This is a genomic window from Hahella sp. CR1, from assembly GCF_029813005.1.
Lineage (GTDB): Bacteria > Pseudomonadota > Gammaproteobacteria > Pseudomonadales > Oleiphilaceae > Hahella.
On record NZ_JAPELK010000004.1, the window covers coordinates 410,777 to 435,368 of the forward strand.

At 53.8% G+C, this 24,592-nt stretch carries 26 protein-coding genes and 2 tRNA genes; 19 read left to right on the forward strand and 9 right to left on the reverse strand.

Features of this window, described 5'->3' with window-relative positions:
* The first annotated feature begins 8 nt into the window (after window positions 1-8).
* Window positions 9-1,358, forward strand: a complete 1,350-nt coding sequence (locus ONV78_RS12455; RefSeq protein ID WP_279503454.1) for a UDP-glucose/GDP-mannose dehydrogenase family protein — start codon at window positions 9-11, stop codon at window positions 1,356-1,358.
* Between the two features lie 22 nt (window positions 1,359-1,380).
* Window positions 1,381-1,806 (forward strand): HIT domain-containing protein, encoded by a 426-nt coding sequence (locus tag ONV78_RS12460; RefSeq protein ID WP_279503455.1) that lies wholly within the window; start codon window positions 1,381-1,383, stop codon window positions 1,804-1,806.
* Between the two features lie 11 nt (window positions 1,807-1,817).
* On the opposite strand, the gene fabR is transcribed toward ONV78_RS12460, so the two are convergent.
* From fabR to ONV78_RS12500, 8 genes are all read right to left on the reverse strand, one after another.
* The gene (gene fabR / locus ONV78_RS12465; RefSeq protein ID WP_347815412.1) at window positions 1,818-2,462 is read right to left on the reverse strand and encodes an HTH-type transcriptional repressor FabR; all 645 of its coding nucleotides are present in this window, start codon (window positions 2,460-2,462) and stop codon (window positions 1,818-1,820) included.
* 71 nt (window positions 2,463-2,533) lie between these two features.
* Window positions 2,534-3,652, reverse strand: a complete 1,119-nt coding sequence (locus tag ONV78_RS12470) for an HD domain-containing phosphohydrolase (RefSeq protein ID WP_216737255.1) — start codon at window positions 3,650-3,652, stop codon at window positions 2,534-2,536.
* A 123-nt stretch (window positions 3,653-3,775) separates the two neighbouring features.
* The gene (locus ONV78_RS12475; RefSeq protein ID WP_279503457.1) at window positions 3,776-4,219 is read right to left on the reverse strand and encodes a PA2169 family four-helix-bundle protein; all 444 of its coding nucleotides are present in this window, start codon (window positions 4,217-4,219) and stop codon (window positions 3,776-3,778) included.
* Window positions 4,220-4,459: 240 nt separating this feature from the next.
* The gene (locus ONV78_RS12480) at window positions 4,460-6,418 is read right to left on the reverse strand and encodes a response regulator (RefSeq protein ID WP_279503459.1); all 1,959 of its coding nucleotides are present in this window, start codon (window positions 6,416-6,418) and stop codon (window positions 4,460-4,462) included.
* 18 nt (window positions 6,419-6,436) lie between these two features.
* Complete coding sequence (locus ONV78_RS12485; RefSeq protein WP_127969302.1) at window positions 6,437-6,892, reverse strand: response regulator; 456 nt, start codon at window positions 6,890-6,892, stop codon at window positions 6,437-6,439.
* The gene (locus tag ONV78_RS12490; protein WP_279503464.1) at window positions 6,885-8,375 is read right to left on the reverse strand and encodes a sensor histidine kinase; all 1,491 of its coding nucleotides are present in this window, start codon (window positions 8,373-8,375) and stop codon (window positions 6,885-6,887) included. The genes ONV78_RS12485 and ONV78_RS12490 overlap by 8 nt, the downstream gene beginning before the upstream one ends.
* Window positions 8,365-8,589: a histidine kinase dimerization/phospho-acceptor domain-containing protein gene (locus ONV78_RS12495; protein WP_279503466.1), complete on the reverse strand. Its 225-nt coding sequence runs from the start codon at window positions 8,587-8,589 to the stop codon at window positions 8,365-8,367. The genes ONV78_RS12490 and ONV78_RS12495 overlap by 11 nt, the downstream gene beginning before the upstream one ends.
* A gap of 32 nt (window positions 8,590-8,621) precedes the next feature.
* On the reverse strand, window positions 8,622-9,959 hold the full coding sequence (locus ONV78_RS12500) for a sigma-54 dependent transcriptional regulator (RefSeq protein WP_279503467.1): 1,338 nt from the start codon (window positions 9,957-9,959) through the stop codon (window positions 8,622-8,624).
* Window positions 9,960-10,227: 268 nt separating this feature from the next.
* On the opposite strand from ONV78_RS12500, the gene ONV78_RS12505 reads away from it, so the two are divergent.
* From ONV78_RS12505 to nadA, 16 genes are all read left to right on the forward strand, one after another.
* Entirely contained in the window at window positions 10,228-10,494 is a 267-nt protein-coding gene (locus ONV78_RS12505; RefSeq protein WP_011398682.1) for a zinc ribbon domain-containing protein, read from the forward strand.
* A 98-nt stretch (window positions 10,495-10,592) separates the two neighbouring features.
* Window positions 10,593-12,365, forward strand: coding sequence for an aspartate--tRNA ligase (gene aspS, locus ONV78_RS12510; RefSeq protein WP_279503468.1), 1,773 nt, complete (start codon window positions 10,593-10,595; stop codon window positions 12,363-12,365).
* 84 nt (window positions 12,366-12,449) lie between these two features.
* Complete coding sequence (locus ONV78_RS12515; RefSeq protein WP_279503469.1) at window positions 12,450-13,196, forward strand: YebC/PmpR family DNA-binding transcriptional regulator; 747 nt, start codon at window positions 12,450-12,452, stop codon at window positions 13,194-13,196.
* Between the two features lie 144 nt (window positions 13,197-13,340).
* Window positions 13,341-13,859, forward strand: coding sequence for a crossover junction endodeoxyribonuclease RuvC (gene ruvC, locus ONV78_RS12520; protein ID WP_216737248.1), 519 nt, complete (start codon window positions 13,341-13,343; stop codon window positions 13,857-13,859).
* Between the two features lie 113 nt (window positions 13,860-13,972).
* On the forward strand, window positions 13,973-14,587 hold the full coding sequence (gene ruvA, locus ONV78_RS12525; RefSeq protein ID WP_279503470.1) for a Holliday junction branch migration protein RuvA: 615 nt from the start codon (window positions 13,973-13,975) through the stop codon (window positions 14,585-14,587).
* 54 nt (window positions 14,588-14,641) lie between these two features.
* A complete protein-coding gene (ruvB, locus tag ONV78_RS12530; protein ID WP_127969309.1) occupies window positions 14,642-15,646 on the forward strand; it encodes a Holliday junction branch migration DNA helicase RuvB in 1,005 nt (334 codons plus the stop codon).
* A gap of 41 nt (window positions 15,647-15,687) precedes the next feature.
* Complete coding sequence (gene ybgC / locus ONV78_RS12535; protein ID WP_216737247.1) at window positions 15,688-16,107, forward strand: tol-pal system-associated acyl-CoA thioesterase; 420 nt, start codon at window positions 15,688-15,690, stop codon at window positions 16,105-16,107.
* Between the two features lie 67 nt (window positions 16,108-16,174).
* Window positions 16,175-16,858 carry a protein TolQ gene (tolQ, locus tag ONV78_RS12540; RefSeq protein WP_127969311.1) on the forward strand — a complete coding sequence of 228 codons (684 nt, stop codon included), beginning with the start codon at window positions 16,175-16,177 and terminating at the stop codon, window positions 16,856-16,858.
* 15 nt (window positions 16,859-16,873) lie between these two features.
* A complete protein-coding gene (tolR, locus tag ONV78_RS12545; protein WP_253938354.1) occupies window positions 16,874-17,296 on the forward strand; it encodes a protein TolR in 423 nt (140 codons plus the stop codon).
* Between the two features lie 27 nt (window positions 17,297-17,323).
* On the forward strand, window positions 17,324-18,319 hold the full coding sequence (gene tolA, locus ONV78_RS12550) for a cell envelope integrity protein TolA (RefSeq protein WP_279503672.1): 996 nt from the start codon (window positions 17,324-17,326) through the stop codon (window positions 18,317-18,319).
* A 28-nt stretch (window positions 18,320-18,347) separates the two neighbouring features.
* Window positions 18,348-19,640, forward strand: a complete 1,293-nt coding sequence (gene tolB / locus ONV78_RS12555) for a Tol-Pal system beta propeller repeat protein TolB (protein WP_279503474.1) — start codon at window positions 18,348-18,350, stop codon at window positions 19,638-19,640.
* A 27-nt stretch (window positions 19,641-19,667) separates the two neighbouring features.
* Window positions 19,668-20,231 carry a peptidoglycan-associated lipoprotein Pal gene (gene pal, locus ONV78_RS12560; protein ID WP_279503476.1) on the forward strand — a complete coding sequence of 188 codons (564 nt, stop codon included), beginning with the start codon at window positions 19,668-19,670 and terminating at the stop codon, window positions 20,229-20,231.
* Window positions 20,232-20,267: 36 nt separating this feature from the next.
* On the forward strand, window positions 20,268-21,101 hold the full coding sequence (gene ybgF / locus ONV78_RS12565; RefSeq protein ID WP_216737243.1) for a tol-pal system protein YbgF: 834 nt from the start codon (window positions 20,268-20,270) through the stop codon (window positions 21,099-21,101).
* A 93-nt stretch (window positions 21,102-21,194) separates the two neighbouring features.
* Window positions 21,195-21,270: transfer RNA gene (locus tag ONV78_RS12570), tRNA-Lys, on the forward strand.
* Between the two features lie 52 nt (window positions 21,271-21,322).
* Window positions 21,323-21,398 (forward strand) — tRNA-Lys (locus ONV78_RS12575).
* Window positions 21,399-21,575: 177 nt separating this feature from the next.
* Window positions 21,576-22,637, forward strand: a complete 1,062-nt coding sequence (gene nadA / locus ONV78_RS12580; RefSeq protein WP_279503480.1) for a quinolinate synthase NadA — start codon at window positions 21,576-21,578, stop codon at window positions 22,635-22,637.
* A 43-nt stretch (window positions 22,638-22,680) separates the two neighbouring features.
* On the opposite strand, the gene ONV78_RS12585 is transcribed toward nadA, so the two are convergent.
* Window positions 22,681-24,117 (reverse strand): M48 family metalloprotease, encoded by a 1,437-nt coding sequence (locus ONV78_RS12585; protein WP_279503482.1) that lies wholly within the window; start codon window positions 24,115-24,117, stop codon window positions 22,681-22,683.
* A gap of 210 nt (window positions 24,118-24,327) precedes the next feature.
* On the opposite strand from ONV78_RS12585, the gene ONV78_RS12590 reads away from it, so the two are divergent.
* Window positions 24,328-24,567 (forward strand): sulfurtransferase TusA family protein, encoded by a 240-nt coding sequence (locus tag ONV78_RS12590; protein ID WP_279503483.1) that lies wholly within the window; start codon window positions 24,328-24,330, stop codon window positions 24,565-24,567.
* The last annotated feature ends 25 nt before the right edge of the window (window positions 24,568-24,592 follow it).

Consider the following 24,592-nt stretch of genomic DNA (forward strand, 5'->3'; position numbering starts at 1 on the left):
GTGCACTCATGAAAATAGCCATCTTCGGCACCGGATACGTAGGTTTGGTGACGGGCGCCTGTCTGGCGGACGTCGGACATCAGGTGCTCTGCGTCGACGTGGACGAAAAGAAGATCCAGAACCTGAAAAACGGTTTGATTCCAATCTATGAGCCAGGGCTTGAGCCCATCGTGAAGCTGAATGTGGAGGCGGGACGCCTGTCATTCACAACCAATGCTGAAGAAGCCGTGGCGTTTGGCGACTTGCAGTTTATCGCTGTGGGTACGCCGCCGGACGAAGATGGTTCTGCGAATCTGCAATATGTTTTGACCGTGGCGCGCACAATCGGGCGCCACATGCAGGACTATAAAGTAGTCGTGGATAAATCAACGGTGCCGGTTGGCACCGGCGATAAGGTTGGCGCGGCCATCAGCGATGAGCTGGCGAGACGAGGCGTTTCCTTGGATTTTGACGTTGTCTCCAACCCTGAGTTTTTGAAGGAAGGCGATGCGGTGGGCGACTTTATGAAGCCGGATCGTATTGTCGTGGGAGTGCAAAGTGAGCGCGCCGTCAGTCTGATGCGTGAAGCCTACGAGCCGTTCAACCGTAATCACGACCGAATGGTGGTGATGGATGTGCGTTCGGCGGAGCTGACCAAGTACGCCGCCAACGCCATGTTGGCCACCAAAATCAGCTTTATGAATGAAATCGCCAATCTGGCGGAACTGCTCGGCGCGGATATTGAACAGGTGCGTAAAGGCATTGGCTCTGATCCTCGTATCGGGTACCACTTCATTTATCCTGGCTGCGGTTATGGCGGGTCTTGTTTCCCAAAAGACGTCAAGGCGCTCGTACGCACCGCCAAAGATGTGGCTTACGATGCGAAGTTGCTGTCTTCGGTGGAGTCTGTGAACGACTCTCAGAAGCACGTGCTGTTCCGTAAACTCAGTGAACATTTCAATGGCAAGCTGGCGGGACGCACTTTTGCGCTGTGGGGGCTGGCGTTCAAGCCGAATACGGATGACATGCGGGAAGCCTCCAGCCGTGTTCTGATGGAGTCGTTGTGGGCTGCTGGCGCCAAGGTGCAGGCGTTTGACCCGAAAGCGATGGAAGAAACCCAGCGTATTTACGCCGACAAAGACGAGCTGATGTTGTGCGGTACGAAAGAGCAGGCGCTGAAAGGCGCGGACGCGCTGATTATCTGTACGGAGTGGAAAGAGTTTCGCTCCCCGGATTTCGGCTATATCGTCAGCGCGCTGAAAGAGCCTGTGATTTTCGACGGCCGCAACCTGTATGACCCTGAGCGCGTACACCGTAAAGGCGTGCAGTATTACGGCATTGGTCGTGGGCTAAGTATCAGCAAGGGTGCGGAAGCCTGAGTTCAGGTAAAGGAGAAACGCTGTGAGTTTTGAGCTGCACGCGCAGTTGGCGAAAGACACGATAGTGATCGGCGATTTGCCTCTGTGCCGCCTGTTGCTGATGAATGACGCCCAGTACCCCTGGTGCATTCTGGTTCCGAGAGTGGAAGGCGTTCGCGAGGCTTATGAGTTAGGCCACGAGGCGCAAGAGCAGTTGACGCGTGAGTCGGCGATAGTCGGCAAGACGCTGATGGCGCTGTTCGATGGGCATAAGTTGAATGTAGCGGCCCTGGGCAATATGGTGCCGCAGCTGCATCTTCACCATATCGTTCGCTTTCCCACGGATGCAGCCTGGCCGAAGCCGGTTTGGGGCGTGAGCCCGGCGCAGCCCTATTCAGAGCAGGATGCGCAGGCGCTCAAACAGAAGATTCACGGGGCGCTCAGTCCGCTGATCGCCATCACCGTTTGAGTTTGCTGATATCACCCGCCTGGGTCGCTTGTTTTGGCGGCGCCAGGCTTCCTTTCTTGCACAAGTCCGCCTCTCAACACCATACGTAGCTGAGTGGACAGTTTTAGTTTCAGTTGCTTTCTTTCCGCTGCGTCGGCGTCCAAACCCTCTGAGCCGCAGTTAAACACCAGCACCACCAGCGCATCCGCGACTGCTTTCGGGTCTCGTAACGGCGCGCCGCCATTTTCTCCAAATCGACCCAGGTCCGCCGCCAGCTCCGTAATGAAATGATCGGTTTCCGCTTTGATGGCTGTGCGAAAGCGCAACGAGACGCCGCTTTTTTCCCTCAGCAGTAAGCGAAACAGGTTGGCGTTGGAGTTCAGATACTCGAAAAAAGTATCGATGGAGGTTTCCACCAGGCCTCCTTTCTTGGCGACCCTTTTACGCGCTTGCCGCATTAGTCGGCGCAAGGTGATGCCTGCTTCGTCCACCAGAGCCAGACCGAGTTCTTCCAGGTCATTGAAATGGCGATAAAAAGAGGTGGGAGCGATGCCTGCTTCGCGCGCGACTTCTCTCAGGCTGAGGCTGGCGAAGTTGCGGTCTGGGCCGAGTTGTTGCAGGGCGGCGTTCATTAGCGCTTGGCGGGTGCGCTCTTTCTGTTGGGCTCTCGTGGTCAATAGCGAAATCCTGATTGGACGATCAGCGTGCGCCGCACTCCTCCATAGGAGTGCGGCTTGTTCAAGGCGGGCTAGTATAACTCGTATTTCAGTGGTCGGATGACGGCGTTAAACACATCGACCCATTTTTGTGAGAACTGGCTGCCGGAGCGGCTGTTAATTTCCAGCACCGCCCTGATAAAGGGACGTTTATAGCGACTGGAGTAGATGCGTGGGTGAGAAATCGCTTCGAAGGCGTCCGCGATGGCGATGATCTTGGCTCCATCGCAAATCTCCCGGTCCCGCAGTCCAATAGGGTAGCCCTTGCCGCTGACATGCTCATGGTGTTGATCAATGATGCGGCGTGACTCCTGCCACTCAGGCATGTTGATCAGCAAGGCGCTGCCTACGCTGGTGTGCTTATGAATGCTGTGGTCTTCTGACTCGGAGAGACTGCTGCTTTTATGCAGGATATCGAGGGGAAGGAAGGACATGCCGATATCATGCACCAGGGCGGCGGCGCTAAGCTGAGCTGGATCTACTGGTTCGCGCGCGTGCCGATTCATCGCCAGGGCGAGTAAAAGCACACGTCTGTTTTTACCCAGCCAAAAACGTGACCGTGCTTCAGCCGGCGTCGCGAGACTGAGGAAGAACAGCAGGTCGGCGTTGGTATGGACATCGTACTTGCGCCACAGCGCCAGCAGCTCGGAATAAACGTCATTCGCGTTGCGTCCCGCCGTTTGCGCACTGACTTCCGGGGCGAGCAGCGCCAGAAGCTCCTGCATGGCCTCGTTGCGACCGTTCGCGACGGTCTTGGGAAGCTGACAAAGCAGATCGCTGATTCTGGCGTTCTCCACCATTTGAATATTTTCGAAGCTGCCGTTATCGATAGCGACGGCGCAAACCTGGATGCGCTCCATCGCCAGCAACAGCAGGTCGCTGATTTCCGGGCGGAAGTTCAATTGCTTGTCAGCAATTCCGGCCATGATGGTGTAAATGCCCTGCATCAATGATCCCAGTTCGATCTCGGCGAACTTTATTTCCTGTGCGATGGCTTCGTAGTTTGCACAGAGACGGGCGATCAGTGTGGCGTCGTTGGGCGCGGCTTCCAGCTCTACCAGATTTTTTTCGAAACTTTCACGCAAGTCCGACAGTATGTCTGGCCTGAGAGTGGTTGCATGGAAATAGGGGAGAGGGGATGGTTGGGCCATATCTTATTACCAGCATGGATACAGTCATACTTTGAAGTATAGCCAGAAAAATAGTTATTGCCCGACTTCGCCGCACGGGCGCTATAGACCTCCCGGCGGCGTATGGGGAGCTAATGCGAGTGATTACGCAGTAGCGCGCTGCAGGCGGCTCATTTCGTCGTGACAGCGCTTCAAAGTAGGATAGATATCCTGGAGAGTGGCTTGAACGCCGGGAGCCTTCACTTCTTCGATGGCGTCGCGGATTTTTTCCAGGGTTTTGTCCTCGACTTCCTCCAGTTGCTCGATATACACATGTTCCGAATCGTCCTTGATGGCGGCCAGGATTTTTGCGTAATGCTCGCGCAGAATGCCGCCGAGAGTGTGTCCGGTCTCTTTTTCACCTTTTTCGAAGACAATATAGGGCTGCAACCGGCCTACTGCGCCTTCGCGAATGGCTGACATGCGTTCGAACACCAGACGCACTGCATTGCTCTTCACTTTGTCTTTGGCTTCGGTATAGAAATCGATGCCATCGTTAAGCACTTTTACCAGGTCTCTCAAGCTGTTTGTTTCTGATTTAGTCATCATTGATCTCCTCAGTATTCCTTGGATCTACATCTTGCGGGTTGTCCGCGGCTCATTAGTAGTAGAGCAACAGTCGTGCCAGACTTGGAGGAATTTGTAAGGTGTTGAAAATATTGGATTTTTGTCTGCATGGGGAGCTTGGAGTGAGGCGCAGGAAAGAAGGTCGTGTAAATACGAAAAAAGGAAGGCCGCTTTGTTGTGGCTTTTACAAGTCGGCCGGGATGTAGGGAGCGCCAATAGGCGTCAAAGCGAATTTTTGGCGGGAAGCACGGCTGTCAGTTCGCCCAGGGATACGGGCTTCATCAGGTGATGCTGAAATCCCGCTTCTGAGGAGCGACGTTTATCCTCCGCATAGCCGCTTAATGCAATAAGGCGGGCTTCTGTAAGGCCTTGGTCGCGTATTCTCCGGGCTAGACTGTAGCCGTCAGTATCAGGAAGATTTAAGTCCAGCACGACCGCAGAAGGCTTTATCCGCTCCGCCATTTGTAGCGCTTCGGCGCCGTTTGCGGCGCAGTGTACGCGCCAGCCCAAATGCTCCAGCAGGGCGGCGGTGGCGGCGCTGGCGTCTGCATTATCTTCCACCAGTAATAAGGAGGGTGACTTGGTCTGTGTGTTCGGTAGATGACGCTCAATCAGTGTGAACAGCTGACTGACGTTGACCGGCTTGCTCAAATGATCCGTACAGCCGCTGGCCAGGCAGCGTTCCCGTTCACCGCGCATGGTGGCGGCGGTCAGCGCCAGGACTGGCGTTTCGTGGCCGCGGCGACGCAGTTCGCGGGTAGCGGAGTGTCCGTCCAGCACGGGCATATGCATATCCATGATCACCAGATCAATCGGGCTATCCGATTGCGCAGCCTCAGATACGATGCGTACCGCCTCTGCGCCATTTTGCGCGTAACTGACTCGCGCTCCGGCGCTTTCCACCAGGTGGCCGATCAGGCGGCGAATATCCGGCAGATCATCAGCGACCAAAAGGTGGCCCTGCACTTGATGGGTTCGCGTCGCATGAGGTTCCGCCGCGCCGCCTGTTTCCAGGTCTGGTTGAATGCGTTTCACGCCTTCCAGCGGGCCGGGTTTGACGATAGCGGTGAAATCGCTGCCTTCTCCAGGTCTGCTGCTCAGGCGAATGTCGCCGCCCAGCCGGTGCGCTAATTGACGACTGATGGCCAGTCCCAGCCCCGCGCCTTCGCCGCGGCGCATGCTGTTGGCGTAAACCTGAGTGAACGGCTGAAACAGGCGCTTTTGGTCCGCGAGGCTGATGCCGGGGCCGGTGTCCAGCACTTTGAACTGGACTTTCTCCTGCTCCTCTTCCTTGACCATCTGTACGCGTACGGTGACTTCCCCTTGTTCGGTGAACTTGATGGCGTTGCCGATCAGGTTCAACAATATCTGTCGCAGACGAATAGGGTCGGTTTCAATATTTTCCGGTAGTGGCGAGTCGGCGATAAAACTCAGGTGCAGGTTTTTATCCTGTGCGGATACCGCCATGAGAGAGTATAGGTCGGCCAGAAATGCCTGTAGATTGACGCGCACAAACTCCATTTCGAGCTTGCCCGCCTCGATCTTGGAGATATCCAGAATGTCGTTGAGCAGGCTTAACAGATGCTGCCCATTACGTTGGACGATCTGCAGGTAAGACAGGTTGTCAGGCGCATTGTCCTGCGCGATGAGCAGCTCGGTATAACCCAGGATGGCGGTCAATGGCGTGCGCAACTCATGACTGAGGTGCGCCAGGAATTCACTTTTGGAGCGGTTTTCCGCTTCCGCCTTCAGTCTTTCCAGCCTCTCCGTTTCCATCTCGCGGCGAGCCAGCGCATAACGGATGGATCTGGCCAAATGGGCGGAATTGAGATCGGATTTCACCAGATAATCGACGGCTCCTCCACGAAGCGCGTCGGCGTCAAGGCGGCTGTCATCCTGGCCCGTAAGCATGATTATCGGGCCGTGAAAGCCCAGCTTGGGAGCCTCCCGTAATAGCATCAGGCCGTCATCCGGGCCTAAGCGATAGTCCATAAGACAGACATGGTGTTCGTCTCTGGCCAGGGCGGCGCGGGCTATTTCCGCGTTGCTGGCCCAATCCAGCTCGAATTGCGAGGGCGCTATCTGCTCCAGGAGATCCTTGGCGATGATATAGTCGTCTTCGTCGTCCTCCACCAGCAACAATTTGATCGGTGTGGGGAAGTTCGTCTGGTTCTCCGTCATTAGCGCCCTCCGTGATGATCAATGGCCGTGATTGGGCAATTCCACGAATTCGACCCAGTAATGTCCCAGCGCGCGCATGAGGGCGACCAGTCCTTCAAAGGTCACAGGCTTGGTGATGTACGACGCGGCGCCCAGATCATAGCCGCGCAGCATATCCTGCTCTGCTTTTGAGGTAGTGAGAATGACGACTGGCGTGCGTCGCAGCGCCGGGTCCGCCTTAATCTCCGCCAGCGCTTCGCGGCCGTCTTTGCGAGGCATGTTCAGGTCCAGAAGGATAATGCCGGGAGTCGGCGAGTTGGCGGGATCTTCAAACTCGCCTTCTCGACGCAGATACTGCATTAATTCAAAACCATCTTTCACAAATCGCAGCTCGTTCAGCACGCGGCTTTCGCGCATGGCTTCCAGGGCGAGCTGTCGATCATCTTCGTCGTCATCCGCCATTAAAATGACCAGTGGTCTTTTAGTGTCAGGCATATTGTTCAGGCTCCATTTCAGAAATAGGCGTATGCTGCAGCGGCAGGTTTACAATGAATGTGGCGCCTTGACCGGGGGCGCTCTCGGCGTTAATGGCGCCGCTATGGCGTTCAACGATGCGACGGCATACTGCTAGTCCTATGCCGGTTCCCTCGTATTCTCCGCGCTGGTGCAGGCGCTGGAAAGGAGTGAATATCCGGTCTTTGAATTTTTCTTCAAAGCCGATTCCGTTATCGCTGAAACGAAGCTCGCACCACTCCGTTTCCTCGCCTCCCTCCAGTAGCGAATGTTGATAGCTCTTCACGCTGATGGTGATTAGCGGCTTCTGTTCAGGAGGAATAAACTTCAATGAGTTGCCAATCAGATTTTGTATGAGCTGGCGCATTTGCGTGGGGTCCGCGTCCAGGGTCGGCAGTGGTGACGCGTTGATTTCGGCGCCGCTTTCATTGATGGGAATCTCCAGGTCTTCCAGCACTTCGTCGAGAATCTCGTTCAAATCCACTTGCGTGAATGGCTGCGCCTTGGTGGAAACCCGGGAAAAGGAGAGCAGGTCGTTAATCAGGCGCGACATGCGTTCTGCGGCGGATTGCATGCGCCGAATATAGTCGGCGCCGCTGTCTTCCAGCTTATCCGCGTATTTTTGTTGCAGACGGTCGCCAAACGCGCGAATTTTTCTTAACGGCTCCTGCAGATCATGGGATGCGACGAACGCAAAATCCTGCAACTCCCGATTGCTGCGCTCAAGCTCTTTGGAAAAGTGAGTCAGCACGGCGGTGCGTTCGGAGACTTTTTCCTCCAGCAGGTCATTCTCTGTCCGCAGAATTTCTGTAATGCGGGTGTGCTGGAGAAGATTTCTCTGCAGCAGGTAATAAACGAAGCCAATCAGCCCCAGGCTGGCCAGTGTTGCGGCCACCAGGGTGAAGATGGTTTCCCGTTGGTTCAGGTAGGACTCGTGGCGTCGTTGCGCCAGTAGCGCATACTCTTCCGCCTCCATTTCCTCCACCAGCTTGCTGATGATATCCATGAGGCGCTTGCCTTTGTCGGTATTCACGATTTCCGTGGCGGCCGCCACATCGCTGTTTTTGCGCAGTTGAATCACCTCGCGCATTTCGCCGATCTTGCTTTGAGTGACCTGACGCAGGCGCAGGAAGCGTTCCTGCTGTCCTGGTATTTCCGAGTCAGTCGCCTGCAGCTGGTTAAGGTAAATCTCCAGCGAATTCATGGCGTCATGGAAAGGCTCCAGATAGGCCTCGTCGCCGGTGATCAGGTAGCCCCGTTGGCCGGTTTCAGCGCCCTGGATGGCCGAGAAGGTGTTCCTGATAATGCCGATCACTTGCAGAGTATGGGAGACGCTGCTCTCAATGCGCACCAACTCGCGCATGGCGCGGTAGGAAGTGAGTCCATTGACGACCAATAACAACGCTACGGCGACGAAGGCGAAACGCCAGCGCCGGCTTAGCAGTAGAGGGCTTCTATGAGGCATTGTCCGTATCCGTTGCGCTGGCGTTGACCAAGTCGTTGATGCGCGCGCTACAGCGTTTGCATTCTTCCAGTATGCGCTCCACGCACACCAGGATTTCTTCCTTGTCGCGATTGGTCTGAAGTTGGAGCTTGGCCAGCTCCGCATTCACTGAAATGCTGTTCAACGGATTGCGGAGGTCGTGCGCTAATTTGGCGATATCGGCTTCCTGGGTCATAGGGGCATCCTGTCTCTTTTTTGGGAAATGACTTATACGGGCGTTTCCGTGTTTTCATTCTCTCCATAGCTGTTCAGGCGGTTATAGAGGGTTTTCAAGCTGATGCCGAGCATGTCCGCCGCGCGGCGCTTGTCGCCATCTAGCTGGGCAAGGGTGAGGGTGATAAGCTCGCGCTCCATCTCCTCTATGGTTTTGCCCACCTGCAGTCCGGGGGAGCCCTGTCGCTCGCGGGCGAAAGGCGAGGCGAGATTGTCCGGCAGGCTCAGTTCGGATTGAGCTGGATCAGTCATAATGAACGCGCGATGAATAGCGTGACGCAGCTCGCGCACATTGCCTGGCCAGTCGTAATCCTGCAGTCGTTTGAGGTTTTTTTCCCCCAGCCCGAAAGCGGAGCCATTCTCTTCGTTCAGCTCCTGCAGGAAGCGTCTGGCCAATAGTGGAATATCTTCCCGGCGCTGCCGCAAAGGCGGAATCTGAATGGGGAATACGGCCAGACGGAAGTAAATGTCCTCACGCAGGCATTCGTCTTCCGCCAGCTGTTGCTGGGTGCGGTTGGTGGCTGAAACCACTCGGCAATCCACCGGAATCTCTTCGGCGCCGCCGACTCGGATGACTTTATTGGTTTCAAGTACTCTCAACAGCGTTGGCTGCATGTCGATCGGCATCTCGGTGACTTCGTCGAGAAACAATACGCCGCCTTTGGCTTGTTCGAATAGACCGATTTTTCTGCTGACTGCGCCGGTAAATGCGCCTTTTTCATGTCCAAACAGTTCGCTGCCGATTAACTCGCGGGAAAGCGCGCCGCAGTTGGCCGCCACGAATGGCCCTTGAGAGCCCCTGGCGGCATGTATGGCGCGGGCGACCAGTTCTTTGCCGACGCCGCTTTCGCCTTGCAGCAGCACGTTGGCTCTGGTTTGGGCGACGCGTTCGATCATCTGGTAAAGCTCGCGCATGGCCGGCGATTCGCCGATCAAACTATTGAAGTGGCGGGGCGCGTCGATTTCCGACTGCTCCGGGCTGGTTTTTTCGATCAGCGCTTTTATCTGCTCAATATCAATGGGTTTGATCAGATAGCTGATGTTGGGTCCACAGACCGTTTTCACCAGTGATTTTACAGTCGGGTGGCCTGTGACAATGGCGATGTGGCCGGGTTGTTTGCGGGAGCCATTCAGGGCGTCCAGCACATGCAGGCCGCTTCCATCTGGAAGCATCAGGTCAAGTAATACGATATCGAATTGATTCGCCTGCAGAATGGTGTTGGCTTCCGCGACGCTGGCGGCGGAGCTGGCGTTATGCCCCAGCATTTCAAGAAGTGTCCGCGTGGCTTGGACGAAACCTTCATCGTCGTCCACGAGCAATATACTTGCCAAGGTGTGTTCCCTCGTGTGATTTTGAGTTCCCGCCGGTTAATATACCAACCGGCCGTATCAGGCGCTACCTGATAGTTGGGGCTAAAGTCGCTAGTATCAAGGGTTTACAGGTTAGGACTGATTTTGCGGAAAATAATGTTTATAATACAGCGCTTTTTTTGTCCGTCTGCGGTCGCTTCCTCTGTGGAATGACCTGTCCAAGGGCGTCTAGAAGCCTTCTAACTTAATATGATTTTTTGGTTTTTTCTGGAAAAGAGGTCAGAGAAAAATGCCGATTTACGAATACGTTTGTAAATCCTGCGGGTTTGAGAAAGATGTTCTACAAAGCTTGAGTGAAGCGCCGTTAACCGACTGCCCAAGCTGCGAGAAACCCGAGTTTAAGAAGAAGATTTCAGCGGCGGGTTTTCGTCTGAAGGGCGGCGGCTGGTATGAGACAGATTTTAAAACCGGCAAGAAGAAAAACTTGGCGGGCGATAGCGGCTCTTCGTCCTCTAGCGCGGGTTCCAGCTCTAAAAGCAGCAGTTCCGCGGACTGATCGGCGCGGCCCTTTTTTATACATATCATGCAGCCGGAGCGCGGTCTCCGGCTGAAAATTAACAGACAGTAATCAGAATTTAAGACAGGATCAGGATTATGCGCAGTCATTATTGCGGTGAGGTCAACGAATCTCTTGTAGATCAAGAAGTTACGCTGTGCGGTTGGGTTCATCGCCGTCGCGATCACGGAGGCGTCATCTTTTTGGATCTGCGAGATCGGGATGGTGTCGCGCAAGTAGTGTATGACCCTGATACAAATGAAGTTTTCCAGTTGGCAGAGCAGATTCGCGATGAGTTCGTGGTGAAAGTCACGGGTCGCGTGCGCTTGAGACCTGATGGAAAGGCCAACGCCGATATGTCCACTGGTAAGGTGGAAGTGCTGGGCAAACAGCTGGAGATTCTGAGCACGGCGAAAACGCCTCCCTTCCAGTTGGACGAATTCGTTCAGGTGGGCGAGGACGTACGTCTGCGTTATCGCTACATGGACTTGCGTCGCCCTGAAATGCTCAACAAGCTGCGTTTCCGCTCCAAGGTCACCAGCTACATCCGTAACTTCCTTGACAGCAATGGCTTCATGGATGTGGAAACGCCAATCCTGACTCGGGCTACTCCAGAAGGCGCACGGGATTATCTGGTGCCCAGCCGTACTCATGAAGGCAGTTTCTTCGCCCTGCCGCAGTCTCCACAGTTGTTCAAACAGTTGCTGATGATGTCCGGCGTAGATCGTTACTACCAAATCGCCAAGTGCTTCCGTGATGAAGACTTGCGTGCAGACCGTCAGCCTGAATTCACCCAGGTGGATATTGAGACTTCCTTCTTAAGCGAAGACGAAATTATGTCCATCACCGAGCGTTTGGTGCGGGATATGTTCCGCGATCTGCTTGAGGTGGAATTACCAGAATTTCCGCGTATGCCGTTCGCCGAAGCGATGAATCGTTACGGTAGCGACAAGCCTGACCTGCGTATTCCTTTGGAACTGGTGGATGTGGGCGACCTGTTGACCAACGTGAGCTTCAATGTTTTCAGCGGTCCGGCTAACGATCTGAAGAGCCGTGTGGCGGCATTGCGTCTTCCCAAGGGGGGCGAACTGCTGTCCCGTAAACAGATCGACGACTATACCAAGTTTGTTGGCATCTACGGCGCCAAAGGCTTGCCTTATATTAAGGTTAACGAAAAAGCCAAAGGTCTTGAGGGGTTGCAGTCTCCGATCGTTAAGCACATCGCTGACGTTATCGACCAGTTGTTGGAGCGTGTGGGCGCGGAAGATGGCGACATTATCTTCTTCGGTACCGACAAGACCCGCGTTGTCAACGAAGCGCTGGGCGCATTGCGCGTTAAGCTGGGCCATGACCTTAACCTGCTTGAGAAACAATGGGCGCCGCTGTGGGTTGTCGACTTCCCCATGTTTGAGGAAGACGGCGAAGGCGGCTGGACCGCTATTCACCACCCATTCACTGCGCCTTCCTGTGCGGTGGAGATGCTGGAATCCGACCCTGAAAACGCGTTGTCCCGCGCTTATGACATGGTGTTGAACGGCACCGAATTGGGCGGCGGCTCCGTTCGTATTCACGATTCTGAGATGCAGGAGACGGTGCTGCGCATTCTGGGCATTGGTCAGGAAGAAGCGCAAGAGAAGTTCGGCTTCCTGCTGGATGCGCTGAAGTTTGGTTGCCCGCCACATGGTGGTTTGGCGTTTGGTCTGGATCGTCTGGTTATGTTGATGACAGGCGCTCAGTCTATTCGTGAAGTGATTGCATTCCCGAAAACCCAGAGCGCGATGTGCATGATGACGCAGGCTCCAGGCAAAGTGGACCCGAGACAACTGCGTGAGCTGAATATTCGTCTGCGTAAAACCGAGCAGCCTGAATAAGTTTGAGTGACGCCAAAGCGCTGTCTTTGGCGTCGGCATGGCAAATCTATTTGTTGAAAGTAAAAGTATTTAGCGGAGAGTAACATGGCGGGGCACAGTAAGTGGGCCAATATCAAGCACCGTAAAGCGTCTCAAGACGCCAAGCGCGGAAAGATATTCACCAAGCTGATCCGGGAAATTACCGTGGCGGCGAAAAATGGAGCATTGCCTGAAGACAACCCAAGGTTGCGCGCGGTCATGGATAAAGCCCTGACCGTGAATATGAAAAAGGACACTATTGAGAAAGCGATTCAACGCGGCGCAGGCGGCGGCGATGACTCCAACTTTGACGAGCTGACCTACGAGGGCTACGGTCCTGGTGGCGTCGCCGTGTATGTTGAGGTTATGACTGATAATCGTAATCGCACCGTAGCGGAAGTGCGTCATGCATTCAGCAAGCATGGCGGCAACCTGGGCACTGACGGTTCCGTTGCATACTTGTTCAGCAAGACCGGCGTAATTTTATTTGCGCCAGGCGTTGATGAAGATGCAGTGATGGAAGCGGCCCTGGAAGCGGGCGCTCAGGATGTTATCGCTAATGATGACGGTTCTGTGGAAGTGCAAACCGCCGCTGAAGACTTCATGTCTGTCAAAGACGCGCTGATGGCGGCGGGCTTGACGCCAGAATCGGCGGACGTCTCCATGGTGCCGGCGACCATGGCGCCTTTGGATGTGGAAAACGGCGAAAAGGTCATGAAGCTGATCGAAATGCTGGAAGACCTGGATGATGTGCAGAATGTCTACAGTAATGCGGACATTCCTGATGAAGTGCTGGAGAGCATGGGCGGTTAATTCGCGACATGCTACACATGAGCTTCTCCTGAAAGGCGGCCTTAGCCGCCTTTTTTGTTGGCGTTGCCGTAGTTATTGAGGCTTGCGTCATCCGGGCGGCTCATATAGAAATGAAACGGCTCTGACGGGCTAAGTGGCCAATTTATGTTGAAAGTGTTAGGTATAGACCCCGGTTCGCGATTCACGGGTTATGGTGTGGTGGAGTGGGGAGGCGGCAAGCCTCGCTATGTCGCCAGCGGTTGTATTCGCGTTACCGGGGAGACATTGGCTGAGCGCCTGCGTTGTATCTATTTGGGGGTAACTCAGGTCGTCAGCATGTATGCGCCTCACGAAGCGGCGATTGAGCAGGTTTTTATGGCTCGTAACGCGGACTCCGCGCTGAAGCTGGGGCAGGCGCGAGGCGTGGCGATTCTGGCTATGGCGGAACAGGGACTGCAGGTGGCGGAATACTCCGCCAAAAAGGTAAAGCAGTCTGTCGTAGGTAAAGGGAATGCGGAAAAGTGGCAGGTGCAACATATGATGCAGGCAATGCTGGCTTTGGAGGCCAAGCCGCAGGCGGACGCGGCGGATGCTCTGGCGATCGCTGTCTGTCATCTGCATACTCAGCAAAGTTTGATGCGTATTGGATCGGTGTCGGGCAGTCGCCGTGGTCGCATGCGATAAGTACTTTTTACTGAGCGCTGGTTAATTGTTGGCCGCTTATGGTCGCGTGTTAGGTTTTTGATACGATTGCGCTCCTGAAATTATTGGCTGATATATAAAAGAAGAGGTTTCCCTTGATAGGAAGACTGGTCGGTAAGTTGGCGGAAAATCATCCGCCTTTCGTATTGTTGGATGTGAATGGCGTAGGTTACGAAGTGGAAGTGCCTTTGTCTGCGCTGGGATACTTGCCCAAGTTGGGCGAATCCTGCTCTTTATTTACGCATTTCGTGGTGCGCGAAGACGCGCAACTGTTGTACGGATTTATCCGTCGCGAAGATCGCGAACTGTTTCGCTTGCTGCTGAAGGTCAATGGCGTGGGCCCGAAAATGGCGGTGGCGATTCTGTCTCACATGTCCCCGAATGAGTTTGTTGAGTGCGTTCGCGGCGATAATCTCACTCGCCTGACCAAGATGCCTGGCGTGGGTAAAAAAACGGCAGAAAGGCTGTTGATCGAAATGCGTGACCGGATCAAAGACTGGGGCGCAGGAGATCGTGAATCGGCGACGCCGGAGCTGCTGAATCCGTCTGCTGGCGGGCATTCCCATCTTGAAGAAGCGGAAGCCGCTTTACTGGCTTTGGGCTACAAGCCGCAGGAAGCCAGTCGCGCGATTAACGCGGTCTATAAGGACGGCATGGGGCGTGATGAGCTGATCCGCCTGTCCCTGAAGGGGATGGTAAAAACCAAGTAGCCACGCTATGATGCCCCGAACGTTTGACGCCAATAAAGACCTCAAAAACACCCCATGATCGAAGCAGATCGCATTATCTCGCCAAGCGCCACTCTGCAGGAAGATTCTCAAGATCGAGCCATACGCCCTAAAAGATTGGAAGACTATGTCGGCCAGCCTCAGGTGCGTGAGCAAATGGAGATCTTCATCAATGCTGCGCGTGGACGCCAGGAAGCATTAGACCACACCCTGATATTCGGTCCTCCTGGGCTGGGTAAAACCACGTTAGCGAATATCATCGCCAACGAGATGGACGTCTCCATCAAAACCACCTCTGGTCCCGTATTGGAAAAAGCCGGCGATCTTGCTGCGCTATTGACCAATCTGGAGCCGAAGGATGTGCTGTTCATTGATGAAATTCATCGGCTCAGCGCGGCGGTTGAAGAGGTGTTATACCCGGCGATGGAAGACTACCAGCTGGATATCATGATCGGGGAAGGGCCGGCGGCGCGCTCCATCAAACTGGATCTGCCTCCGTTTACCCTGGTGGGCGCCACCACCCGGGCGGGACTGCTGACGTCGCCGCTGCGAGACCGTTTTGGAATCGTGCAGCGCTTGGAGTTTTACTCGGTTGAGGATTTGCGCCATATCGTTTCCCGTTCGGCCAGCTTGCTCGGCGTATCCATTGATGACGGCGGCGCCCATGAAATCGCCAGACGCTCAAGAGGAACGCCCCGTATCGCCAACCGCTTACTGCGTCGCGTGCGCGATTATGCGGAAGTAAAAGCGGATGGAGCCATTACCAATGATGTGGCGGACAAGGCTCTCAACATGCTGAACGTGGATTTGCACGGCTTCGATCATATGGATCGCCGTCTGTTGCTGGCCGTCATGGAAAAGTTTGATGGCGGTCCGGTGGGCGTGGAGAGTCTGGCTGCGGCTATCGGTGAAGAAAAGGGCACGATCGAGGATGTAGTGGAGCCATATCTGATTCAACAGGGTTTCCTAATGCGCACGCCGCGCGGCAGGGTGGCGACTCAGGCGGCGTACGATCACTTCGGATTAACCATGCCGGAGTAGAGATGACAAGGCTTTTGGCGAAATTTTATTAAGGGAATTTAATGACTTCCGGCTCGTTTGTGTGGCCCGTTCGAGTATATATTGAAGACACTGACGCTGGCGGTATCGTTTTCTACGCCAATTATCTGCGTTTTATGGAAAGAGCTCGCACCGAGTTCATCCGGTCTCTTGGGTTCCCCAGGCTGGAGACGGTGGATCTTGACGCCCAGTTCGTCGTGCATAGTTTAGCCTTGCAATATCACAGCCCGGCGCGACTTGACGACGAAGTGGCGGTAAGCGCCAACATTGTCAAATTGGGGCGCACCTACATGGAGTTTGAGCAGAACATCACTCGAGGCGCTAAGGCGGAACTGCTGGTCTCGGGTAGAGTCAAAGTCGCCTGCATCGACAAAGTCAGCTTTAAGCCCAGGCCGATTCCAGGAAATTTGGCCTCGGCGCTGCAAAAAGGTATAAACGTTTAGTTTTTGCGGCTCCGCTATGAAAGGCGGCGGCCCGCCCACGATAAAAACAGCAATAGGAGTCCTATAAGTGGAGGATAAACTTTCAATTTGGGCGCTGATTAGCAACGCCAGCTTTTTGGTGCAGATTGTCATGCTGATCCTGCTCGCAGCCTCGATTGTCTCCTGGATGATTATCTTCCAGCGCGCCAGAATATTTGGCTTGGCGCGCAGGGCGACCACCAAATTTGAGGAGCGTTTCTGGTCCGGTATGGATCTTAATCAGCTCTACCGCGAGTCCAGCGCCGCGCCGAACCCTAATAGCGGCATGGAGCAAATCTTCCGTTCCGGTTTCAAAGAATTCTCTCGTTTGCGCCAGCAAACCGGCGTCGATCCTGATGCAGTGATGGAAGGCACGCAGCGTTCAATGCGCGTCGCCATGTCCAGAGAGATGGATCGGTTGGAGGCCCACTTGCCGTTTCTGGCGACAGTCGGCTCCACCAGTCCTTATATCGGATTGTTCGGTACGGTATGGGGGATCATGAACTCCTTCCGTGGGCTCGCGCAAATTCAGCAGGCCACTATCTCTACCGTGGCGCCGGGTATTTCTGAAGCGTTGATTGCAACGGCCATGGGGCTTTTCGCCGCAATTCCGGCGGTAATCGCATACAACCGTTATTCGGCCAGAAGCGAGAGTCTCGCCAATTCCTTTCAGACTTTTGCGGAAGAGTTTTCCAGCATCCTGCATCGCAGAGTTCACGCAAAGTCCTCTTAAAAGGAGAACCAATCCTTGGATTTTACTCGCGTAAAGAAAAAGCAGATGGCGGAAATCAACGTCGTCCCCTACATCGACGTCATGTTGGTGCTGCTGGTCATTTTTATGATTACGGCGCCCATGTTGATGCAGGGCGTGGACGTGGATTTGCCGCAAACAGAGTCAGAAGCGTTACAGATTTCTCCCGATACGCCCCCTCTAGTGGTGTCGGTTGACGCGTTTGGCGCTTACTTCGTGGAAGTGGGCGACGACCGTTCCAAGCCCATGCCTCTGGATGATGTAGTGAAGCGGGTGAGCACCGTGCGGGAGGCCAATAAGTCTGTGATGGTCCTGGTGCGAGGCGACCGTAATGTGCCGTACGGAACGATAGTGGGGCTGATGGCGGCGTTGAAGGACGCTGGCGTGGCGAATGTCGGGCTGATTACAGAGAAGCCTTAAGCTGTTATGGGTGAAAGATAAGCTGTGATGGATAGCCCCGGTAATCAACCAAAAAGCGGATACATCGGTCCGGCGCTGTTTTCCGTTATCTTGCACTTGGGTATTGCGGGTCTGGCGTTTCTGGGCTGGTCCGCGCATACGCCCCCGACTCCTGTTGTTCCACATATGCAGGCGATGGTGATTGACGCAGAAACGTTGAAGCAAATGACCAAGCCTCAGCCTAAACCCGCGGTCAAGAAAGAAGAGCCGAAGCGGGAAGAAGAGCAACAAAAGAAACAGCAAGATCAGGAAAGGCAGCGCCAGGAAGAGTTGAAGCGTCAAGAGCAGGCGAAGCAGGAAGCTGAGCGTAAGGCTGCGGCGGAAAAAAAGCGTGAACAAGAGGCCATTGCGCTGAAGAAAAAGCAGGAAGAGGAGCGCAAGAAGAAAGAGGAAGAAAAACGTCAGGAAGACGAAAAGCGTAAGGCCGAAGAAAAGAAAAAGGCTGAAGAAAAACGCAAGGCGGAAGAAGAGCGTAAAAAGAAAGACGCTGAGCGTAAGAAAAAAGAGGAAGAAAAACGTCTGGCCGAGCAAAAGCAAAAAGAGCTTGAGCGTCAGATGAAAGAGGCGCGTGAGAAGAAGCGCCAGGAAGAGCTGAAAAAAGCGGAAGAGCTGAAAATGGCTCAGGAAGCGGCCGAGTATGAGCGTCGCTTGCAAGAGCAGCTTGAAGCGGAGAGTTCTGCACAGCGGCAACAGCGTGAACTAACTGAAGTTGAGAAGTACAAAGCGCTGATTTATTCCTCTTTGGTTCAGGCTTGGCTGCAGCCTCCGGGGGAGATCAAAGGCTTGAAGGCGGAGCTACAGCTTCAGTTGCTGCCAACTGGAGAACTTTTGTCCGTCAAGGTTGTTAAATCTAGCGGCAATAGCGCTTTCGATCAGTCTGCGATTGGCGCCGCGAATGCGGTAAGAAAATATTCTGTACCCTCTGATCCCAGTTTGTTTAATCGGGAATTCAGAAACGTAACCATTATTTTTAGTCCCAAATAAAAATCACTGCCTATTTGTAAATGTTCCAATGAAAAAACATATTTTTTTTACACTGGTGTTATTGATAAGCGGGTTGGCGAGAGCCGATCTGGTCATTGAAATTGATAAAGGGAGTCGGGCCGCTATACCTGTGGCGGTGGTTCCATTCGCCAATGAGTCAGGGCAACCGCTGGCGGAAGATATCGGACAAATTGTCACTGAGGATTTAAAGCGTTCCGGAGATATAGAACCTCTAGATCGCACCAAAATGCTAAGTATTCCCAGCAAGGCTGAGGAAATCTATTTTCGCGATTGGGGATTGCTGGGGCAGCGTTACCTGCTGGTTGGCGGTGTTCAATACGATGCTCCATCGCAGGTCTATAAGGTGCGTTACGAACTCTATAACGTTCAGTCGCAACAACGGGTGATTGGAAAAATCATCAGTGGAAAAAGTGAGCAGCTGAGAGATTTGGGGCACGCTATTGCGGATGCCGTATATGAAGCGGTGACGGGAATTCGTGGTGTATTTTCTACGCGTATCGCCTACGTCACTTTAGAGAAGAGCGGTTCCAAAAATATTTATAAGCTGGAAGTGGCGGATGCAGACGGGCGTCGCTCGAAGCTGGTTTACAAGTCGCCAATGCCTATTATTTCTCCTGCCTGGTCTCCTGATGGTAAAAAGTTGGCGTATGTCTCTTTTGAATCTCAGCGCCCAGCCATATACGTGCAGGATGTCGCCAGCGGCGTACGGACGCAGGTAACGTCTTATAAAGGCCTGAATAGCGCCCCTACCTGGTCTCCAGACGGAAGCAAACTGGCGGTGACTTTGTCGAAAGACGGCAATGCCGAACTTTATGTGCTGGACCTGCGTAATAATTCCCTGAAGCGACTGACCAATCACTGGGCGATCGATACTGAGGCATCCTGGTCTCCTGACGGCAGAACTATTGCCTTTACTTCGGATCGCGGCGGCGGCCCGCAAATCTACTTGATGGATGCTTCTGGCGGCTCTCCCCGCAGATTGACTTTCGAAGGTCGCTATAATTCACGTCCTCGTTTTAGCGTTGACGGCAAGAAGGTCTATTATGTTCATCAACGTGACGGTTCATTCAATGTGGCGTCACTGGATTTGGAGTCAGGACAGGATCAGATTTTGACGCAAACCGAAATGGATGAATCTCCAAGTGTCGCGCCCAATGGAAGTATGATAATTTATGCAACCCAGAAAAACGGTAAGGGCGTATTGGCGGTTGTAGGAGTGAATTCCGGATCGAAGTATACCCTGCCGGCCCAGTTTGGCGACGTGCGGGAACCGGCCTGGTCCCCGTATATTTCAAGATAAAACAAGCTAAGTATGTAAGGAAAAGCTATGAATGTACTGAGTATTCGTAATATTTTCGCGCTGGTGTTGGTCTCTTTTATTGCAGCAGGTTGTACTTCAACCGATACCAAACCAGACGAAACTGTTGGCGTAGTTGATCAAGACGGCGCTGACGCAGGCGGCGTTGGCCTGGGCAACGGCACTGGTTTGTCTGAAGAAGAATTGGCTGAGCAGCAGCGTCTGGCTGAGCAAAACGCAATGACTGCAGAGCAAGATGCTCTGCGTGAAGTGCGCGTATTCTACTTCGATTTCGACAAAACTATCGTGAAGCCAGATTCTCACATGTCTCTGCGCGCTCACGCGGCGTTGCTGGCGGCTAACCCTGCAGTAAAAGTAGTTCTGAACGGCTATGCCGATGAGCGTGGCACTAAAGAATACAACCTTGCGTTGGGCGAGCGTCGCGCGCAGGCGATCGAGCGTTTCCTGGTGGTCAATGGCGCCAGCGATAGCCAGATCGAAACTGTTAGCTACGGTGAAGAGTTCCCGGTTGATCCTTCTCACAACGAAGCAGCTTGGAACAAGAACCGTCGCGTAGTGATTGAGTACAAGTAATCTTATTTGAACTATTAAGGACGGATAGCCGAACTGATGTCTAAGAAAACTATTCGGAAGGTAACTCTCCTTGGCGTATTGGCGTGTGGAGCATTGTCTCCACTGGCGTTGGCGGCTTCGTCAACGACGACGCCAGTGCTGCAGGTGCGTCCGGCGCAACAGCAAGCCCCTTCTGCGGGCGGTTCTGCGGCGGAAATGCTCTACATGTTTGAGCAGATGCAACAGGAGGTGAGGGAGCTCAGAGGGCAAGTGGAAGAGCTCAGGCATCAGGTTGACCAGATGAAGAAGCAAGAGCGTGAGCGCTACATTGATCTGGATCGGCGAATATTGGAGTTGCAGCGCCAGGGGACTCAGACGCGGGAAACCCGTCCCCCTGTCGCTGTTGACGGACCTGCGCCAACGACAGGCGTGGATGCGTCAGTTACGCCAACTCCGGGCCCTGCGAGCAGCTCGGATGAGTCGCTGGTGTTGACGCCAAATAAAGCGCCTCCCTCCGCAGCGGAGCAACAAGAGTATGATCAGGCGTTTGATTTGATCAAGCGGCGCGAGTATGACAAAGCAGTGGAAGCCTTACATGCTTTCATCAAAAAGTATCCAGAGTCTGATCTTTCCGCTAATGCGTATTATTGGTTGGGAGAGGTGTATCTGGTGATTCCTAAGCTCGAGCAGGCGCGTCAGGCGTTTGTTGTGGTTGTGGGAAAGTATCCAGAACATAGAAAGGCTCCAGACGCCATGTATAAGCTTGGCGTTACCTTTCATCGTTTGGGCGATAACGCTGAAGCGAAGAAGTATTTGAGTGAAACAGTCAGCCGTTTTCCGGGCACTTCCCCTGCAAATTTGGCGAAAGATTATTTAAGACAGGTGCAGTGAGGGCGCCTGAAAAAAAGATGCGTTTTTTCTGAAAAAAATTTGAAAAAACCTCTTGTCATTTCCCTCAGAATCAGTAGTATATGCGCCTCGCTTGGGTCGTTAGCTCAGTCGGTAGAGCAGTTGGCTTTTAACCAATTGGTCGATGGTTCGAATCCATCACGACCCACCATTAAATTCCAGATTGTCGTCATCGAGACGATAATCATCCAAGAAAGTTTCTTGGGTCGTTAGCTCAGTCGGTAGAGCAGTTGGCTTTTAACCAATTGGTCGATGGTTCGAATCCATCACGACCCACCATTCTTCGCAAAGCGGGGCCTTCAAGGCCCCGTTTTTGTTTCTCTCGCACTCCAGTTCCTTGCGCTCCTTATCCGTATATCGATGAAAGGCTTAATCGGCGTTCATCATGTCGTATAATGTTGCTGTGGCGGTAAAATGCTGTGGATACAAAATACTATTAAATACGGGTCAAAATTGATGAGTGCTATAAGCGACCGAATTTTTGTTCAGGAGCATCTCGCTCGAGAGCACGAAGCCAGTGAATTAAGTCCGGAGGAAGCGGAGCGCCTGAAGGCGGAGATAAAAGAGCTGTTGGTGCAGGAAGACGCTGTGCTGGTGGCTCATTATTACACTGATCCTTTGTTGCAGGCGTTGGCGGAAGAGACCGGAGGCTGCGTCGCAGACTCTCTGGAGATGGCCCGTTTTGGCAATCAACATCCAGCGTCCACTCTGATGGTGTGTGGCGTTCGTTTTATGGGGGAGACGGCGAAGATCCTTAACCCTGAGAAAACGGTTCTGATGCCCACTCTGGAGGCGACATGCTCACTGGACATCGGTTGCCCCGTAGAAGAGTTCTCTGCGTTCTGTGATGAACACAAAGACCGCACGGTAGTGGTGTACGCGAATACTTCCGCGGCGGTGAAGGCGCGCGCAGACTGGGTGGTCACATCCAGCATCGCCCTGGATATCGTCGAATTCCTGCATGAGCGGGGCGAGAAGATCATATGGGCTCCTGACAAGCATCTGGGCGGCTATGTGAAAAACAAGACTGGAGCGGATGTCCTGCTGTGGGATGGCTCTTGTATCGTGCATGAGGAGTTCAAATCAAAAGGTTTGTCTGACCTCAAGCAGCTTTATCCTGACGCTGCGGTATTGGTGCATCCTGAATCGCCGGAGGCTGTCGTGGAGATGGCGGACGTTGTAGGCTCTACGTCGCAGTTGATCAACGCGGTCAAGAACATGTCGAACGAGCAATTCATCGTCGCAACCGATGCTGGCATTTTCTATAAGATGCAGCAAATGGCTCCAGAGAAAACGCTTATCGAGGCGCCGACTGCTGGGAATGGCGCTACTTGTAGAAGCTGCGCGCACTGTCCCTGGATGGCGATGAACGGACTGGAGAATTTGCGTGACGTTTTGATCAGTAAGCGTCAGGAAATTATCGTGGAAGCGGATTTGCGGGAGAAGGCGCTTATTCCATTGCAGCGGATGCTTAACTTCTCCAAAGAGCGCCAGATGGCTGTAAAAGGCAACGCGTAATCATATGGCTATGAAGGCGCTTCGATATGGAGCGCCTTTAGTGCTAAAACTTAAATTCCTTTCCTGCCTCGGCAAAGTCTTTCATCCGCTTTTGGATGACCGCCATTCTTTGATAGTTCCCTTCACTTTTGCTGAGCGCCTGACGTAACTGTTGCGTTGCTTTGGCGATATTGCCGGTCAGATAGAAATATTCCGCTCGCGCCTGATGCAGCTCGGCGATTGAACCGGCCAATCCATGGGTTTCCGCCAGTTCATACCAGAGGCTGGGCTCGGCGCCGTAACTGGAGGTTAATCCGCGTAGCAGGCGTTCCGCCTCCTTGTGATCGCCCCGTTGATTCAGCAGGCGAGCTAAATCCATGCTGAGCGGATAGTTGCCTGGACTGCGCTGCAGATGCTTGTTGAGCACCTGAATGGCTTCATCGTTTCTTTTGCTTGCCGCCAGCCAGTCCGCATAGGCGATGACGATGGAGATTCGATTGCTGTCTGCTTTAAGCAGTTGCTCCATTGCCTCTTTGGCGTCCTGTGGGCGCTCCACTTTGTTGGCGCTGATCACTTGTCCGTACAACGCCGCCAAACGCGAATTTTCTGTGCCGCCGGTGGCTTGCGCCTTGAAAAGATTAAAGGCGTCCTCAGCGTTCTTGGCGTAATGCAAAAGCACGCGGCTTTGCATGATGTAGTAGTCTGGGTCTTCTTCGTATACGCCGGCTGGATAGTTGGCGGCTCTGGCGGCGGTGTCCGATACGCGGCTCTCTGTCAGAGGGTGAGTGCGCAGGTATTCAGGAAATTGCTGTGCGTAGCGGTTGTTGCGCAGCATCTTTTCAAACATGGTGGACATGGCGCGAGGCTCCATGCCGCTGGCTGCGAGGGTTTCCAGACCGAGCCGGTCCGCTTCCTGCTCGTTCTGTCTGCTATAGCTCAATTGTTCCTGTATCGAATAGGCCTGTGTTGAGGCTAAGGCTGCGACGCCAGCATCTGAACCGGCAGTGGCGGCGATAATCACGCTTGCTAGAATTCCCGCCATGTTGAGAGCCGTGTGCATCTTGCTTTCTTCCAGGCGTCGGGCGAAATGGCGTTGGCTTAAGTGGGCGATTTCGTGAGCGAGCACGCCGGCCATTTCCTGTTCGCTCTGGGCATACAAAAACAAGCCGGCGTTGACGCCTATAACGCCGCCGGGAACGGCGAATGCGTTCAGGATATTAGAGTCGACGACTACCGTGGTCAGGTTGTGGTCCTGCAGCTCGCTGTTGGGCGCTAGTTTGTAGATCAGGTCTCGCACGTAAACTGTCAGTAACGGATCGGCGTACGTAGGAAGCTGAGAACGCAGAGAGCGCAGCCAGGCTTGTCCCAGTGCTTGCTCTTGAGCGGGCGTAATGATTGCGCCGCTGCTGTCGCCCAGCTCCGGTAGCGTGGATTCGTCGGCGTGAGTGACGGGGGAAAGAGTCAGGCTGAACAGTAATGGGATAAGGTATTTTTTGCGCATGGGACCAGGTTTCGGCAGCAGAATCCGTCAAATGGCGGAATGCGTGATTTACACGACTTTAAGCTGTTTTGGAGAAATCTTCTAATACTTTAACGCCTGAGATTGTACGTCAATCGGCGGAAAGAAGTGACGTCTTATCAATTACAATATAGCAATATGTAGTTGATATCCCTATCATGCGGGGCGAATCAACCGGTATTTGGAGGGGCGATGTCTAATCAGGAAGCGGCGGTCAGCACGCTTGATTTGAGGGGCTTGAAATGCCCGATGCCGTTGTTGAAGGCCAAGCAGAAACTGAATGCAATGGCCGCTGGCGAACAATTGTTGGTGTTAACGACTGATCCAGGTTCGCAAAGGGATTTTTCTTCCTATTTGCAACTTAGTGCGCACACTCTGGTGGAGAGCAGGGTGGAAGAGGGCGAGTTTCATTTCCTGATCTTGCGCGGCTGATTCTCTCCGGTGACATTAGATGTGA